Below are 14,134 nucleotides of genomic sequence, written 5' to 3'. Positions count from 1 at the left end.
ATGCGGAACATCCGCAACTTCTCCATCATCGCCCATGTCGACCACGGCAAGTCCACGCTGGCCGACCGCATCATCCAGCTCTGTGGTGGCCTGCAGGCCCGCGAGATGGAAGCGCAGGTGCTCGACTCCAACCCGATCGAGCGCGAGCGCGGCATCACGATCAAGGCGCAGTCGGTGTCGTTGCCGTACCTGGCCAAGGACGGGCAGACCTACCATCTGAACTTCATCGACACCCCCGGCCACGTCGACTTCTCCTATGAAGTCAGCCGCTCGCTGGCCGCCTGCGAAGGCGCGCTGCTGGTGGTCGATGCGGCCCAGGGCGTGGAAGCGCAGTCGGTGGCCAACTGCTACACCGCGGTGGAGCAGGGCCTGGAAGTGGTGCCCGTGATCAACAAGATCGACCTGCCGACCGCCGACATCGAGCGCGCCAAGGCCGAGATCGAGGCCGTGATCGGCATCGACGCCTCCGACGCCGTGCCGGTCAGTGCCAAGACCGGCCTGAACGTGCAGGACGTGCTGGAAGCGATCGTGCATCGCATCCCGCCGCCGACACCGCGCGACACCGAGAAGCTGCAGGCGCTGATCATCGACTCCTGGTTCGACAACTACCTAGGCGTGGTCTCGCTGGTACGCGTGATGCAGGGCGAGATCAAGGCCGGTGACAAGCTGCAGGTGATGTCCACCGGCCGCAACCACCAGGTCGACAACGTCGGCGTGTTCACGCCGAAGCGGAAAGTGCTGCCTGCGCTGCGTGCCGGTGAAGTGGGCTGGGTCACCGCCAGCATCAAGGACGTGCACGGTGCGCCGGTCGGCGACACCCTGACCCTGGCTGGCGACCCGGCACCGAAGCCGCTGCCGGGCTTCCAGGAAATGCAGCCGCGCGTGTTCGCCGGTCTGTTCCCGGTCGATGCCGAAGATTACCCGGACCTGCGCGAAGCGCTGGACAAGCTGCGCCTGAACGATGCCGCGCTGCGTTTCGAGCCGGAAAGCTCCGAGGCGATGGGCTTCGGCTTCCGCTGCGGCTTCCTGGGCATGCTGCACATGGAAATCGTGCAGGAACGCCTGGAGCGCGAGTACAACCTGGACCTGATCAGCACCGCGCCGACGGTGGTGTATGAAGTCCTGAAGACCGATGGCTCGATCATCAACATGGACAACCCGGCCAAGCTGCCGCCGGTGAACCAGGTCGAGGAGATCCGCGAGCCGATCATCCGTGCCAACGTGCTCACTCCCGAGGAGTACATCGGCAACATCATCAAGCTGTGCGAAGAAAAGCGCGGCAGCCAGATCGGCATCAACTACCTGGGCAGCCAGGTGCAGATCAGCTATGAGCTGCCGATGGCCGAGGTAGTGCTGGACTTCTTCGACAAGCTGAAGTCGGTCAGCCGTGGCTACGCCTCGCTGGACTACCACTTCGTCCGCTTCGACGCCGGCCCGTTCGTGCGCGTGGACGTGCTGATCAACGGCGACAAGGTCGACGCACTGTCGCTGATCGTGCACCGCAGCCATGCCGACCGTCGTGGCCGTGAGCTGTGCGAGAAGATGAAGGACCTGATTCCGCGCCAGATGTTCGACGTCGCCATCCAGGCTGCGGTCGGCTCGCAGATCATCGCCCGTACCACGGTCAAGGCCATGCGCAAGAACGTGCTGGCCAAGTGCTATGGTGGCGACGTTTCGCGCAAGAAGAAGCTTCTGGAAAAGCAGAAGGAAGGCAAGAAGCGCATGAAGCAGGTCGGCCGCGTGGAGATCCCGCAGGAAGCGTTCCTGGCCGTGCTGCAGATGGACAACAAGTAATCCCGCACCGGCCCTGCGGGGCCGGTCGTCCGGTGACGTTGCAAAGGACCCTGAATGAAACTGTTTGAGATCCTCCTGGTCGTGCTGACCCTAGCCTCGGGCCTGATCCTGCTTGCGGACAAGCTGTACCTCGCCAAGCGTCGCGCCCAGCGCGCCGGCCTGCTCGATTCCGAGCCGGTGCTGGTGGATTACTCGCGTGCGTTCTTCCCGGTGCTGGCGATCGTGCTGATCGTGCGCAGCTTCATTGCCGAACCGTACAAGATCCCGTCCAGCTCGATGATGCCGAACCTGCTGATCGGCGATTTCATCCTGGTCAACAAGTTCTCCTACGGCCTGCGCCTGCCGATCAGCAACACCAGGATCGTGCCGTTCGGCGAGCCCTCGCGTGGCGACGTGGTGGTATTCCACTTCCCCGGCCACAGCGACAACGACCCGGCCAAGGGCGAGAACTTCATCAAGCGCGTGATCGGCGTGCCGGGTGACACCGTGGTCTTCGAAGGCGACGGCGTGATCCTCAATGGCGAGCCGCTGAAGTACGACAACAAGGGCATCTACGCCGGCCACAAGGGTCAGGGCGAAGGCGCCAACCTGCTGGTCGAGCACCTGCCGGGCCGCACCCACACCGTGCTGGAGACCGACTACCCGCGCGGCCAGGGCCAGTGGACGGTGCCGGCCGGCAAGTACCTGGTGATGGGCGACAACCGCGACAACAGCGACGATGGCCGTTTCTGGGGCCTGCTGCCGGAAGAGAACCTGCGCGGCAAGGCCTTCCTGATCTGGCTGAACTGCCAGGGCTGGTTCTGCAAGGATGGCTTCGAGCCGTCGCGGATCGGCTCGAGCATCAACTGATCGGGCATCAACTGAGTACCTTCACATCCAACGCGTATCTGGGGAGAACGCAATGAAGACGATGAACACGCAGCGCGGCATGACCCTGACCTCGTTCCTGACGGTCCTGATCGTGGTCGGTTTCTTCCTCTACATCGGCATGAAGCTGTTCCCGATGTACCAGGAGTACTACGCCGTGCGCTCGGCGATGAAGAGCCTGGCCAACGAGCCGGGCGTGGGCAGCATGGAGCCGTCGCGGATCCAGGACCTGTTCTTCAAGCGCCTGTACATCAACTACTCGGACAATGTGAAGCCGGCCAACGTGAAGTTCGACCGTCGCGACAATGGCTGGACCCTCAAGGTCAACTACGAAGTGCGTCGCCAGCTGATCGGCAACCTCGATGTGGTTGGCAAATTCGATTCTTCCCAGGACCTGACACGAAGCGGTGCCCAGTAAATTCATCCAACGTGGCGACCTGATCGGTCATGCCTTCAGCGACCCGGCCCTGCTCAAGCAGGCGCTGACGCATCGCAGTGCCGGTGCGCCGCACAACGAGCGCCTGGAGTTCCTCGGCGACAGCATCGTCAACATGATGGCGGCCGAGGCGTTGTACCGACGCTGGCCCAAGGCTGACGAAGGGGCGATGACCCGTGCCCGTGCCGAGCTGGTGCGCGAAGGCGCGTTGGCGGTGATCGCGCGCACCCTGCAGTTGGGCGAGCGGCTGACCCTGGGTCCGGGCGAAATGAAGTCCGGCGGTCATCGCCGCGACTCGATCCTGGCCGACGCAGTGGAAGCCGTGGTGGCGGCGATCTACCTGGATGCCGGCTTCGAGGCCTGCCGGGCGGTGGTACTGCCCTGGTTCAGCGCTTCGATCGAGGCGCTGCCGGCCTCCGGCCGTCCCGAGAAGGACCCCAAGACCCGCCTGCAGGAATGGCTGCAGGCCCGACAGAAGGCGTTGCCGCAGTATGAACTGGTGTCAGAATCCGGTGACGACCATGCCAAGCACTTCCGGGTACGCTGCAACGTAGCCGACCCGGCCGCCAGCACCGAGGGCGAAGGCGCCTCGCGGCGGCTTGCCGAACAACAGGCGGCTGCGGCCGTCCTAGAACAACTGGATTCCAAGTGAGCGAACAAACTCCTCATCATTGCGGCAGCGTGGCCGTCATCGGCCGCCCGAACGTGGGCAAGTCGACCCTGACCAATGCCCTGGTCGGTGCGAAGGTCAGCATCGTTTCCAACCGTCCGCAGACCACGCGCCATCGCCTGCTGGGCATCGCCACCTACCCGGAAGGCCAGCTGGTGCTGGTTGATACCCCCGGCCTGCACAAGGTGCAGAAGCGGGCGATGAACCGGGTGATGAACCGTGCCGCGCGCGGCTCGCTGGAGGGCGTCGATGCCGGCCTGCTGGTGATCGAGGCCGGTCGCTGGGATGAAGAAGACAGCCTGGCCTTCAATGTGCTGCGCGATGCCGGCATTCCGGTGGTGCTGGTGGTCAACAAGATCGATCGCCTGAAGGAAAAGGGCGCGCTGCTGCCGTTCCTGCAGCAGGTTACCGAAGGCCGTGATTTCGCTGCCGTGCATCCGATCTCGGCGCAGAAGCGCAATGGCCTGGAAGCGTTGGTGCGCGACGTGCTGAAGCTGCTTCCGGAAGCGCCGCCGATGTTCGGCGAGGACGAGATCACCGACCGCAGCCAGCGTTTCCTGGCCGGCGAGCTGGTACGCGAGCAGCTGATGCGCCAGCTCGGCGAGGAGCTGCCGTACGCCACCACCGTTGAGATCGAGCGCTTCACCGAGGACGGCAACCTGCTGCGCATCGGCGCGGTGATCTGGGTCGAGCGCGAAGGCCAGAAGGCCATCGTGATCGGCAAGGGCGGCGCCCGCCTCAAGGAGATCGGCGCCAAGTCCCGCCTGCAGATGGAGCGTCTGTTCGGGGCCAAGGTGTTCCTTGAGACCTGGGTGCGCGTGCGTGAAGGCTGGTCCGATGACGAGGCCGCGCTGAAGGCCTTCGGTTACGAGTAAGCCGTTGCGGTCGCTTCGATGATGATCGAGGACGACACCGGCTTCGTGCTGCATGCGCGGGCCTACCGCGAGACCAGCCTGCTGGTCGAGGTGTTGAGCGCGCAGCATGGCCGCGTCGGCCTGCTCGCGCGTGGTGTGTCAACCGCGAAGGGCCAGGTGCTGCGCGCTGCCCTGCAGCCATTGCAGTGGATCCGCTTCAGCGCCCAGCAGCGCGGTGAACTGGCCCAGTTGCGCGGCGCTGAAGCGCTGGATGCGGCCCCGCGCCTGGTCGGCCAGGCGATGCTGGCCGGCTTCTATCTGAGTGAACTGACCCTGCGCCTGGCACCTCGCCAGGATCCGTTGCCTGAGTTGTATCTGGCCTATGGCGAAGCGCGCGCGCGGCTGGCGGTCGGTGCCGGCCTGGCCTGGACGCTGCGTCGTTTCGAGCGCGAGCTGCTGACCGCGCTGGGCCTGGGTTTCGAACTGGACAGTGCCAGCGACGGCCAGCCGATCGACCCGGCCGCGCGCTACGAGCTGGACCCACAGGAAGGCGCGCAGCGCCTGCTCAGTGAGCGCGGTGGGGAACGCCGGGCAGCGGCCACTGGCTCGGCGCTGCTGGCGTTGGCGGCCGACGAAGAGCCCGCTGCCGCCGACCTGGCCAGCCTGCGCCTGCCGATGCGGCGGGTGCTGGCCCATCACCTCGGGCCACGCGGCCTGAAGTCCTGGGAAATGCTCGAGCAGCTCGCGCCCCGCAGGTAGGGGGTGTTCGGCAGGGCTTGCAGCCCTGCACCTGCCGAGGCCAAAGCAACAGCAACAACAACAGCATGCATTCCGTGGGATGGCGGGGTGGGTCCGGTTGCGGGAGACGCCGTAAACCCGTCCCTGGGGGCTTGGCCGCGGCATCCATGCCGCGGACACTCCCGCAACCGGACCCACCCCGCCTTCGACAGATTCCTGCGAGCTGTCGGAACGGCACTCTGCTCTGGTGGGTGTCGACCTTGGTCGACACAGTAGAGCCACGCCATGCGTGGATGCGTTTCGATTTCAATTCGAAATATTTGATTCTGATTGAGATTCATCCACGCATGGCGTGGATCTACCCGCCGTCACCGGGAATCTGTCGGGGGTGGGGCGGTGTGGGTTGGCAGGACCGTTGGCGCCATGGATGGCGCCATCGAGCCCCCAGGGATGGGTTTACGGCGTGTCCTGCCAACCCACACCGCCCCGCCCAACAAGCAGAAAGCCAGAGCCGCTCTGGCTCTGGCCTTTGGTGTTGCCCTGGCTTGAAGCTTCGGCAGGTGCAGGGCGCAGCCCTGCCGAAAAACCCTCAATGCAGCAGGGCCGCCACCGCGTCGCGGAACCCCGCCTGGGCCTGCCCGGACTCGGGCGCATGATGCAGCTGCCGCACCGCCCGTCCCAGCCGTGCCGCGCCGACAAACCCACAGCTCGCCTGCAACCGGTGCAGCTGGCTGCGCAGCTGGCGCTCGTCGTGCTGGTCCACGGCCTGCTCGACCGCGTCGCGTACGCCCGGCAACTCGGCCAGGAACAGCTCGCGCAGCGCGATCAAGTGGTTGCGCTGGCCATTGAGCGCGGCCAGTGCCGCGGTCTCGTCCCAGTCCTGTACCTGCAGCTCGACCGCTGCCGGAGCCGGGGCAACGGAGATCCCCGCCGGGCTGTTCACCAGTGCCCGGCGCACGGCCTTCAGCAACTGGTCGCGGCCCAGCGGCTTGACCAGCGTGTCGCTGAAGCCAGCTTCGCGCAGGCGGGCATGGATGGAGGTGTCGCCATCGGCGGTATGCGCCAATGCCGGGGTATCGGGGTGTGAACGGCGCAGTTCACGCAGCAGCTGCGCGCCATTGCCGTCCGGCAGGTTGACGTCGATCAGCCACAGGTCATGCGCGCCGGGCTCGGCGCTGGCCAGCGCGCTGGCCAATGAATCTGCGGTGTCCACGTCCGCCGGTAACGTTTCCAACGCCGCTTTGAAAAAACCGCGGCTGATGATGTCGTCCTCGACAAGCAGGAAGCGGGGCCGGCTGGCCCGCGGGGTCATCTGCATCAGGGCTGCCTCCATGTCAGCTGCTGCAATCATCAAGCACGGCGGCGGCGGGCGCAAGCGGGTCCGGACCCTGCCAGTCAGGATCTGCGACAATGTGCCCCCATTTTTGCCCGCAGCCTGTTGCCACGTGGCCCGATCCCGCTCCCGCATCGACCGTACCCCGTTCCAGACCGAGATCCTCGACCTCAGCCATGATGGTCGCGGTGTCGCCCGCCGTGAAGGCGAGGGCGGCAAGGTCACCTTCGTCAGCGGCGCCCTGCCGGGCGAGGTGGTCATGGCCGAACAGACCGCCCGCAGCCGCCATTTCGACGAGGCACGCACGGTGGAAGTGCTGCAGGCCTCGCCCCAGCGCGTGACCCCGAAGTGCCCGCATTTCGGTACCTGCGCCGGCTGCGTGCTGCAGCACTTGGACGAAGACCAGCAGATCGTCGCCAAGCAGCGCGTGCTGATGGACAACCTGGAGCGGATCGGCCATGTGAAGCCGGGCAAGGTGCTGGCGCCGCTGGTCGGCGAGAGCTGGGGTTATCGCCGCAAGGGCCGCTTCTCGGTTCGCCGGGTCGAGAAGAAGGACAAGACCCTGGTCGGTTTCCGTGAACAGGACCCGCGTTTCGTCGCCGATCTCAGCCAGTGCCTGACCGTGATCCCGGAGATCGGTACCAAGGTCGAGGCCTTGTCGACCTTCATCGAATCGCTCGATGGCAAGCGCGACATCCCGCAGATCGAGTTCATCGCCGGCGATCAGGCGGTGGTGCTGACCGTACGTCACCTGCAGCCGCTCAGCGATGCCGACCGCGCCGCCTGGGCCGCCTTTGGCCAGCAGCATGGTTTCGTGATCTACCTGCAATCCGGCGGCGTGGACACCGTGCAGCCGCTGGACGGGCAGGGGGTACCGCTGTCGTTCCGGTTGGCGCCTTGGGACGTGGAACTGGCGTTCCGCCCGCTGGACTTCATCCAGGTCAACGCCAAGCTCAACGAAAAGATGATCGCCCACGCTCTGGACCTGCTTGAGCCGGGCGAGGACGAACGCGTGCTTGACCTGTTCTGCGGCCTGGGCAACTTCACCCTGCCGCTGGCCCGCCGCGTGCGCGAAGTGGTGGGTGTGGAGGGCGATGCCGGCCTGGTCGCGCGTGCCCGTGAGAATGCCGTGCGCAACGGCCTGGCCAACGCCCAGTTCTTCAGCGCCGACCTGACCCAGGACCAGCGCAGCACGCCGTGGATGCGCCAGGGCTTCGACAAGCTGCTGCTGGACCCGCCGCGCTCGGGCGCCATCGAAGTGCTGCAGCAGCTGCCGCTGAAGCAGTTCAAGCGCATCGTCTACGTCAGCTGCCACCCGGGTTCGCTGGCGCGCGATGCCGGCTATCTGGTCAACGAACAGGGCTTCACCCTGGTCAGTGCCGGTGCCATGGACATGTTCCCGCACACCGCGCACGTGGAAAGCATCGCGGTGTTCGAGAAGCGCTGAGCGGCTGTCATCACCCATGGCGCATAATCGCGCCATGGGCATTGAAATCGAACGCAAATTCCTGGTCATCAACGATGGCTGGCGATCCGCTGCGCACCGGGTGATCCCGATGGCGCAGGGCTACATCAACGACATGGGCGCGCTGGATCGCGGTACCCAGAACGCCTCGGTGCGCGTGCGTATCGAGGGCGACCATGCTGCGCTGAACCTGAAGTCGCGCACCATCGGCCACACCCGGCAGGAATTCGATTACCCGATTCCGGTGGAGGACGCGCGCGCGCTGCTGGCGCTGTGCGTGGGTGGCCTGATCGACAAGCGCCGCCATCTGGTCGAGCACGCCGGCCTGACCTGGGAAGTGGACGAGTTCCTCGGCGACAACGCCGGCCTGGTGGTGGCCGAGGTGGAACTGGACAGCGCCGACCAGGCCATCGAGCTGCCGGACTGGGCCGGCGCGGAAGTCACCGACGACGCCCGCTACTACAACGTCGCGCTCGCCAGTCATCCCTATTCACAGTGGTGAAACCCTGAAAAGGGGACGGAGGGGATTAAGTCGTCCTTACCCCGCCTGTGCGGAAAGCGACTTAATCCCCTCCGTCCCCTTTTTTCGGCGGGGGCGGGCCCCATGTCGGGGGGATGAGAATCGACATCTACTCCGACGTGGTCTGTCCCTGGTGCTGGATCGGCAAGCATCGTTTCCAGCAGGGCGTGCAGTTGCTGGGCGCCGATGCGCCTGAACTCGATATCCACTGGCAGCCGTTCCAGCTGGACCCGGACGCGGACGACACCCCGGTGCCGCTGCGCGAGGCCTATGTGCGCAAGTTCGGTGGCGTCGAGCGCACCGAGCAGATCCTCGGCCAGACCCAGACCACGGCGCGTGCGGAAGGCCTGCCGATGGACTTCAGCCGGGGCCAGGTGCGGGTGACCACGCTGCCGGCACATCGGGTGCTGTGGCTGGCCGGCCAGCACGGCGTGCAGGACGCGGTCGGGGAGGCGCTGTTCCGCGCCCACTTCGAGCTTGGCCAGAACCTGGCGGACAGCGCGGTGCTGATCAAGGCCGGTGTGGCGGGCGGCCTGGACGGCGGCGAAATCGCGCAGATGCTGGCCTCCGACCGCGGCCTGGCCGAGGTCGAAGCCAAGCTGGCGGAGGCGCATGCGCTGGGCATCTCCTCGGTGCCGACCTTCGTCATCGATGGAAAGTGGGCCATTTCCGGGGCGCAGCCCCCCGAGGCCTTCGCCAACGCCCTGCGCCAGATTGCCGCCGAACAGGGCGCCCCGGCCACCCCGGCTGGCGACGACGAGGCCTGCGGCCCGGACGGCTGCAAGGTCTGAGCAGATCGGGGTCAGAGCCCCTGCGGGGATCCGGCCCCGGGGACAGATCCCCGCAGGGGCTCTGACCGCACACTCCCCTTTTTCTGACCACTGCGCCTGTCGGCCGGTTCTGCGACAATGCGGCACTGCGCCATGCGGGCGCGCGTTGTGGAGATCGACCATGCTGCTGATCGGCGTTGCCGGCACCGAACTGACCGCCCAGGAACGTGACTGGCTGCAGCACGATGCCGTGGCCGGGGTGGTGCTGTTCAAGCGCAACTTCGCCTCCCGCCAGCAGGTGACCGATCTTAGCGCGGCGATCCGCGCCGCCGCGCCGCGCCCGCAGCTGATCTGCGTGGACCAGGAAGGCGGTCGTGTACAGCGTTTCCGCGAGGGTTACAGCGATCTGCCGCCACTGCAGGACATTGGTGCCCTGTATGCCACCGACCCGCAGCAGGCCTTGGCATTGGCCGAACGGCACGCCTGGCTGATGGCCAGCGAAGTACGCGCCAGCGGCCTGGACCTGAGCTTCGCGCCGGTGGTCGACCTTGGCCGTGGCAACCGTGCCATCGGCAACCGCGCCTTCAGTGAAGACCCGCAGGTGGTGGCCGCGTTCACCGCCGCCTACGTGCGTGGCATGCACTCGGTCGGCATGGCCGCCACGCTCAAGCATTTCCCCGGCCACGGCACCGTGCTGGAAGACACCCACGTCGATACTGCGATCGATCCGCGCGCGCTGGACGAGCTGCGTGCGCAGGACCTGGTGCCGTTCCAGGCCGGCATCGCCGCCGGTGCCGATGCGGTGATGATGGCGCACGTGATCTACCCGCAGATTGCGCCTGAACCGGCAGGTTACTCGCCGCGCTGGATCCAGGACATCCTGCGCGGCGAGCTCGGCTTCCGTGGCGTGGTGTTCTCCGACGACATCGGCATGGCCGCCTCGCACAGCGCCGGCGGCGTGCCGGCGCGCGTGCACGCCCATCTGGACGCCGGCTGCGACGTGGTGCTCGTCTGCCACCCGGAGCTGGTCGATGAAGCCCTGCACGCGGTGCAGGGGCGCTCCCTCAATACCGCTGCGCTGCTGGGCCTGATCGGCCGCGGCGCGCTTGGCTGGGATGGCCTGCTGGCCGATGCCCGCCATGGCGACACCCAAACCCGTCTGCTTGAAACCCTTGGAAGAACCGTCTGATGCCCAACCTCACCATTTCCCAGGCCCTGGCCCAGGCTGACCTGCTGGTCGACCGCCCCACCATCGACAAGGCCATCGCTGGTATCGCCGACGCCATCGCGCGCGACTACAAGGGCGAGGTGCCGCTGTTCCTGTCCATCATGCACGGTGCGCTGCCGTTCGCCGGCCAGCTGGCGCTGGAACTGGGCGCGCGCGGCCAGGACGTGCAGTTTGATTACCTGCACGCCACCCGCTACCGCGGTGAAACCACCGGCGGCGACCTGGTCTGGAAGCACAAGCCGGCCACCTCGCTGTTCGGCCGCCGCGTGCTGCTGGTCGACGACATCCTTGACGAGGGCTACACCCTGCAGGGCGTTCGCACCTGGTGCCTGGAACAGGGCGCAACCGACGTGCGCATCGCCGCGATGACGGTGAAGAAGCACGACCGCGCGCTGCCGGACGTGACCGCCGACTACGCCGGCATCGAACTGCCGGACCGCTACGTGTTCGGCTTCGGCATGGACGTCAACGAAACCCTGCGCTGCGTGCCGGCCATCTACGCGATGAAGGAATAACGGCGCAGCCGCCCGCGGCGCGTCTTCTTCTGCCGCCGGCATCCTCGGGTGCCGGCGTTCGTCTTTTCATGGAGTGCTTCGAATGCAACAGATCGCCCTGGCCGTGATCGGCGGTACCGGTGTCTACAACCTGGCCAAGCTTGACGACGTGCAGACCCACGAGGTCGACACCCGCTTCGGCCGCCCGTCCGGTCCGGTGCGCGTGGGCACGCTGCTCGGCCATCGCGTGGCGTTCCTGGCGCGCCATGGTGAAGGCCACTCGCTGCCGCCGCACAAGATCAACTACCGCGCCAACCTGGCCGCGCTGCAGCAGCTGGGCGCGCAGCGCGTGTTGGCGTTGAACACGGTCGGTGGCATCACCGAGGATTTCGGCCCGCGCGTGCTGGCCTGCCCGGACCAGATCATCGACTACACCTGGGGCCGCATCAGCACCATCTGTGAAGAAGAGGGCACCGATGTGGTCCACGTCGATTTCGGCCACCCGTACACGCCGATGCTGCGCAGCAAGATCCTGGCGGCGGCCAAAGTGACCGGCGTCACGGTCCATGACGGTGGCTGCTACGGCGCAACGCAGGGCCCGCGCCTGGAAACCATCGCTGAAATCGCCCGCATGCGCCGCGACGGCTGCGACCTGGTGGGCATGACCGGCATGCCGGAAGCCGCGCTGGCACGCGAACTGGGGCTGGATTACGCCTGCCTGGCGATCATCGCCAACTGGGCTGCCGGCTGTGGTGATGGCGAGGAGATTACGATGGCCGAAGTGCTGGCCAACGTACAGGCGGCCAGCAACGGACTTCCGGAACTGGTGGGCGAATTGGCGCGGGGGTGATTGTCTTCCCCGAGCAAGCTTTGCATACTCAGCTTGTGCGCGGGTTCAGCGTACACCACCCATTCATTGCATAAGGTCTCGCATCACCATGCCGAACGGTACCGTCAAGTGGTTCAACGACGCCAAGGGATTTGGCTTCATCTCGCCGGAGGATGGCAGCGCCGACGTGTTCGCGCACTTCTCCGCCATCAACTCCAAGGGCTTCCGCAGCCTGCAGGAAGGCCAGCGTGTCACCTATGACGTGACCCAGGGCCCGAAGGGTGCCCAGGCTTCGAACATCACGCCGGCCGAGTGATCCACTCGACAGTGCGTTGAAAACCCCGCTTCGGCGGGGTTTTTTTTTGCGCGGCGTGCCCGCGGCCGGTTCGCGATCCACCCGCCTCGGGCACAATGTGGCCATGACGGAACGACTGCGTATCGCCGTGATCGGCTACGGCACCGCTGGACAGGCGGTGTCCATCCTCCTCACCCGTGACGGCCACGAAGTGGAGATATTCGAACGCGTGCCGACGCCGGGACCGGTGGGTGCCGGTTTCCTGCTGCAGCCCAGCGGCCTGCAGGTGCTGTGGCAGATGGGCCTGCTGGATGCGGTGCGCGCGCATGCCGCGCCGGTGCACCGCCTGTATGGCGACACGCCATGCGAGCGCGCGGTGATGGACATGCGCTACGACGGTCTGGATGCGCGCCTGCATGGCCTGGGCATGCAGCGTGGGGCGTTGTTCTCGCTGTTGGACCAGGCGCGCGCAGGGGCAGGCAATCTGCATGCGGGCGTCACCATCGCTGCCGTGGATGCCGAGCAGGGCCGCCTGCGCGACAGCGAAGGGCGCCTGCATGGCCCGTTCGACCTGGTGGTGGCCGCCGATGGCGCGGCCTCTACGCTGCGCAGCACCATTGCCGGCGGTGCCGGGCTGGACCGCGTGTATCCGTGGGGAGCGCTGTGGTGCCTGTTGCCGGCTGAAGACTGGCCGCATGTGCAGGAGCTGCGGCAGCGCTACGTGGCCGCGCGCAAGATGATCGGCCTGTTGCCGGTCGGCACGCGCCCCGGCGATGACACGCCGCGCCTGAGTTTCTTCTGGAGCCTGCCACGCACCGACTTCGAGCGCTGGCAGGCCGATGGCATGACGCCCTGGCTGGACGAGCTGCATGCGCTGTGGCCGCAGGCCAGTGCGCGCTTCGCCCACCTGCGCGATGCCGGCCAGCTGGCGCGCGCGGTCTATCGCGATGCAGTGATGACGCGCTGGCACCAGGGCCGCATGGTGCTGGCAGGTGATGCGGCGCACGCGATGAGCCCGCAGCTGGGGCAGGGGGTGAACATGGCGCTGCTCGATGCGCTGGCGCTGCGCGATGCGGTGCGCACGCATGGCGGTGGTGCCGCTGCATTGCAGGCCTACCAGGCGCAACGCAGGGCGCACGTGGCGGTCTACCAGCGCTGGAGTCGCTGGCTGACGCCGCTGTTCCAGTCCGATCGCGATGCCTGGGCGAAGACGCGCGACGTGCTGCTGGGCCCGATGGGGCGCCTGCCCGGAGGCCGTGGCCACATGCTGCGCGTGCTCAGCGGCACGCAGCAGGGGTGGTTCGGTTCGCTTACGCTGGATCCGGCCTTCATCGACGCATTGGCGACGACGATGGAAATACCTCGCAGCAACGCGATCACGGCCACCGCGTGAAGCGTGCCGTCACGTGAATTAACGGTTGCCTCACCGCGGATGTGCGAGAAGTAGCTTGCACGCGACTGCGCGTCGCCCGTTTTCCTTTCCGTGATCAACATCGCGCGTGGCCCGGGCAGCGCTGCTGTTGCGGCCTGTTGCGGCCCAGACGTGCCGCTTGATGAAGAGGAGGACGCCATGTTGTTCGCGGTCGAAGAGCTGGAATCGGAAATCTGCAAGCTGCGTGGACTGCTGCAGATGCTGCACGAGGACCAGCCCGACGTACTGGAGGATGTATTCGAGTTCCATGTCGGCAGCCTGGTCAGCCATGCGTCGCCGGAACACCACGCACGCATCCGGACCTGCGCGCAGGAGATGCTGGCGGCAATCCAGGCCTTGCCGCGGCGGCGTGAGAATGACACCCCTGATTTCCAGTTGATGCCGCAGCTGGGCATTGGCCCGGCCTGAG

Annotated in this window: 16 protein-coding genes; 15 read left to right on the top strand and 1 reads right to left on the bottom strand. The window is 66.6% G+C overall.

Features of this window, described 5'->3' with window-relative positions; all coding sequences use genetic code 11:
• Genes lepA through recO form a run of 6 tightly spaced genes read left to right on the top strand, consistent with a single transcriptional unit; the run spans position 1 to position 5,380 of the window.
• Complete coding sequence (lepA, locus tag AC5P6S_RS01135; RefSeq protein WP_005410603.1) at positions 1 to 1,794, top strand: translation elongation factor 4; 1,794 nt, start codon at positions 1 to 3, stop codon at positions 1,792 to 1,794.
• Positions 1,795 to 1,848: 54 nt separating this feature from the next.
• Complete coding sequence (gene lepB, locus AC5P6S_RS01130; RefSeq protein WP_005410602.1) at positions 1,849 to 2,643, top strand: signal peptidase I; 795 nt, start codon at positions 1,849 to 1,851, stop codon at positions 2,641 to 2,643.
• Positions 2,644 to 2,695: 52 nt separating this feature from the next.
• A complete protein-coding gene (locus AC5P6S_RS01125) occupies positions 2,696 to 3,079 on the top strand; it encodes a DUF4845 domain-containing protein (protein WP_005410601.1) in 384 nt (127 codons plus the stop codon).
• Positions 3,069 to 3,749 (top strand): ribonuclease III, encoded by a 681-nt coding sequence (gene rnc / locus AC5P6S_RS01120; protein WP_005410600.1) that lies wholly within the window; start codon positions 3,069 to 3,071, stop codon positions 3,747 to 3,749. Before AC5P6S_RS01125 ends, rnc begins: the two co-directional genes overlap by 11 nt.
• On the top strand, positions 3,746 to 4,642 hold the full coding sequence (era, locus tag AC5P6S_RS01115) for a GTPase Era (protein ID WP_005410599.1): 897 nt from the start codon (positions 3,746 to 3,748) through the stop codon (positions 4,640 to 4,642). Before rnc ends, era begins: the two co-directional genes overlap by 4 nt.
• A gap of 18 nt (positions 4,643 to 4,660) precedes the next feature.
• Positions 4,661 to 5,380, top strand: coding sequence for a DNA repair protein RecO (recO, locus tag AC5P6S_RS01110; RefSeq protein ID WP_005410598.1), 720 nt, complete (start codon positions 4,661 to 4,663; stop codon positions 5,378 to 5,380).
• Between the two features lie 568 nt (positions 5,381 to 5,948).
• Here recO and AC5P6S_RS01105 read toward each other — a convergent pair.
• A complete protein-coding gene (locus tag AC5P6S_RS01105) occupies positions 5,949 to 6,677 on the bottom strand; it encodes a response regulator (protein WP_005410597.1) in 729 nt (242 codons plus the stop codon).
• Positions 6,678 to 6,804: 127 nt separating this feature from the next.
• Here AC5P6S_RS01105 and rlmD point away from each other — a divergent pair, with 127 nt between their 5' ends.
• The 9 genes from rlmD (at position 6,805) to AC5P6S_RS01060 (ending at position 14,133) form a co-directional block, all read left to right on the top strand.
• A complete protein-coding gene (gene rlmD, locus AC5P6S_RS01100) occupies positions 6,805 to 8,139 on the top strand; it encodes a 23S rRNA (uracil(1939)-C(5))-methyltransferase RlmD (RefSeq protein ID WP_005414201.1) in 1,335 nt (444 codons plus the stop codon).
• Between the two features lie 34 nt (positions 8,140 to 8,173).
• Entirely contained in the window at positions 8,174 to 8,659 is a 486-nt protein-coding gene (locus tag AC5P6S_RS01095; protein WP_012480971.1) for a CYTH domain-containing protein, read from the top strand.
• A gap of 113 nt (positions 8,660 to 8,772) precedes the next feature.
• Positions 8,773 to 9,468: a DsbA family oxidoreductase gene (locus tag AC5P6S_RS01090; protein WP_005414203.1), complete on the top strand. Its 696-nt coding sequence runs from the start codon at positions 8,773 to 8,775 to the stop codon at positions 9,466 to 9,468.
• Positions 9,469 to 9,628: 160 nt separating this feature from the next.
• Positions 9,629 to 10,636 (top strand): beta-N-acetylhexosaminidase, encoded by a 1,008-nt coding sequence (nagZ, locus tag AC5P6S_RS01085; protein ID WP_005414204.1) that lies wholly within the window; start codon positions 9,629 to 9,631, stop codon positions 10,634 to 10,636.
• Positions 10,636 to 11,190 carry a hypoxanthine-guanine phosphoribosyltransferase gene (locus AC5P6S_RS01080; RefSeq protein ID WP_005410592.1) on the top strand — a complete coding sequence of 185 codons (555 nt, stop codon included), beginning with the start codon at positions 10,636 to 10,638 and terminating at the stop codon, positions 11,188 to 11,190. Before nagZ ends, AC5P6S_RS01080 begins: the two co-directional genes overlap by 1 nt.
• 82 nt (positions 11,191 to 11,272) lie before the next feature.
• On the top strand, positions 11,273 to 12,019 hold the full coding sequence (locus tag AC5P6S_RS01075; protein WP_006461208.1) for an S-methyl-5'-thioinosine phosphorylase: 747 nt from the start codon (positions 11,273 to 11,275) through the stop codon (positions 12,017 to 12,019).
• An 88-nt stretch (positions 12,020 to 12,107) separates the two neighbouring features.
• Entirely contained in the window at positions 12,108 to 12,314 is a 207-nt protein-coding gene (locus tag AC5P6S_RS01070) for a cold-shock protein (RefSeq protein WP_005410590.1), read from the top strand.
• A 103-nt stretch (positions 12,315 to 12,417) separates the two neighbouring features.
• Entirely contained in the window at positions 12,418 to 13,686 is a 1,269-nt protein-coding gene (locus tag AC5P6S_RS01065) for an FAD-dependent oxidoreductase (protein ID WP_012480967.1), read from the top strand.
• Positions 13,687 to 13,863: 177 nt separating this feature from the next.
• Entirely contained in the window at positions 13,864 to 14,133 is a 270-nt protein-coding gene (locus AC5P6S_RS01060) for a hypothetical protein (RefSeq protein WP_024958257.1), read from the top strand.
• The last annotated feature ends 1 nt before the right edge of the window (position 14,134 follow it).

Source organism: Stenotrophomonas sp. YJH_SMC_119 (assembly GCF_059368315.1).
The sequence above is the reverse complement of the archived record's forward strand: the minus strand, read 5'-3'. Positions and strand labels throughout refer to the sequence as shown.

What these genes read in the sequence shown, in the direction of transcription:
- recO (WP_005410598.1), top strand. Translation starts at nt 4,661, where the DNA reads ATGATGATCGAGGACGACACCGGCTTCGTGCTGCATGCGCGGGCCTAC.
- AC5P6S_RS01080 (WP_005410592.1), top strand. Translation starts at nt 10,636, where the DNA reads ATGCCCAACCTCACCATTTCCCAGGCCCTGGCCCAGGCTGACCTGCTG.
- nagZ (WP_005414204.1), top strand. Translation starts at nt 9,629, where the DNA reads ATGCTGCTGATCGGCGTTGCCGGCACCGAACTGACCGCCCAGGAACGT.
- lepA (WP_005410603.1), top strand. Translation starts at nt 1, where the DNA reads ATGCGGAACATCCGCAACTTCTCCATCATCGCCCATGTCGACCACGGC.
- AC5P6S_RS01070 (WP_005410590.1), top strand. Translation starts at nt 12,108, where the DNA reads ATGCCGAACGGTACCGTCAAGTGGTTCAACGACGCCAAGGGATTTGGC.
- AC5P6S_RS01060 (WP_024958257.1), top strand. Translation starts at nt 13,864, where the DNA reads ATGTTGTTCGCGGTCGAAGAGCTGGAATCGGAAATCTGCAAGCTGCGT.
- AC5P6S_RS01095 (WP_012480971.1), top strand. Translation starts at nt 8,174, where the DNA reads ATGGGCATTGAAATCGAACGCAAATTCCTGGTCATCAACGATGGCTGG.
- AC5P6S_RS01065 (WP_012480967.1), top strand. Translation starts at nt 12,418, where the DNA reads ATGACGGAACGACTGCGTATCGCCGTGATCGGCTACGGCACCGCTGGA.
- AC5P6S_RS01075 (WP_006461208.1), top strand. Translation starts at nt 11,273, where the DNA reads ATGCAACAGATCGCCCTGGCCGTGATCGGCGGTACCGGTGTCTACAAC.
- AC5P6S_RS01125 (WP_005410601.1), top strand. Translation starts at nt 2,696, where the DNA reads ATGAAGACGATGAACACGCAGCGCGGCATGACCCTGACCTCGTTCCTG.
- lepB (WP_005410602.1), top strand. Translation starts at nt 1,849, where the DNA reads ATGAAACTGTTTGAGATCCTCCTGGTCGTGCTGACCCTAGCCTCGGGC.
- AC5P6S_RS01090 (WP_005414203.1), top strand. Translation starts at nt 8,773, where the DNA reads ATGAGAATCGACATCTACTCCGACGTGGTCTGTCCCTGGTGCTGGATC.
- AC5P6S_RS01105 (WP_005410597.1), bottom strand. Translation starts at nt 6,677, where the DNA reads ATGCAGATGACCCCGCGGGCCAGCCGGCCCCGCTTCCTGCTTGTCGAG.